Below are 240 nucleotides of genomic sequence, written 5' to 3' on the forward strand. Positions count from 1 at the left end.
TTCGCAGTAAAAGATGGTGGAGCTATGCGGGATCGAACCGCAGACCTCCTGCGTGCAAAGCAGGCGCTCTCCCAGCTGAGCTATAGCCCCATCGTTTATAATCTCTGTACCGCTCATCCTTAAAAGGAGTTTGGTAGGCCTGAGTGGACTTGAACCACCGACCTCACCCTTATCAGGGGTGCGCTCTAACCACCTGAGCTACAAGCCTGCAGAGATTTTTACTGCTGTTTTTCATCAGAC

Annotated in this window: 2 tRNA genes; both read right to left on the minus strand. The window is 51.7% G+C overall.

Annotation, left to right across the window (positions count from 1 at the left end):
• Positions 1-14 precede the first annotated feature (14 nt).
• Positions 15-90: transfer RNA gene (locus tag ACZ6J2_RS21940), tRNA-Ala, on the minus strand.
• A 41-nt stretch (positions 91-131) separates the two neighbouring features.
• Positions 132-208, minus strand: a tRNA-Ile gene (locus ACZ6J2_RS21945).
• Between the last annotated feature and the right edge of the window lie 32 nt (positions 209-240).

The organism is Enterobacter sp. E14S, from assembly GCF_055666685.1.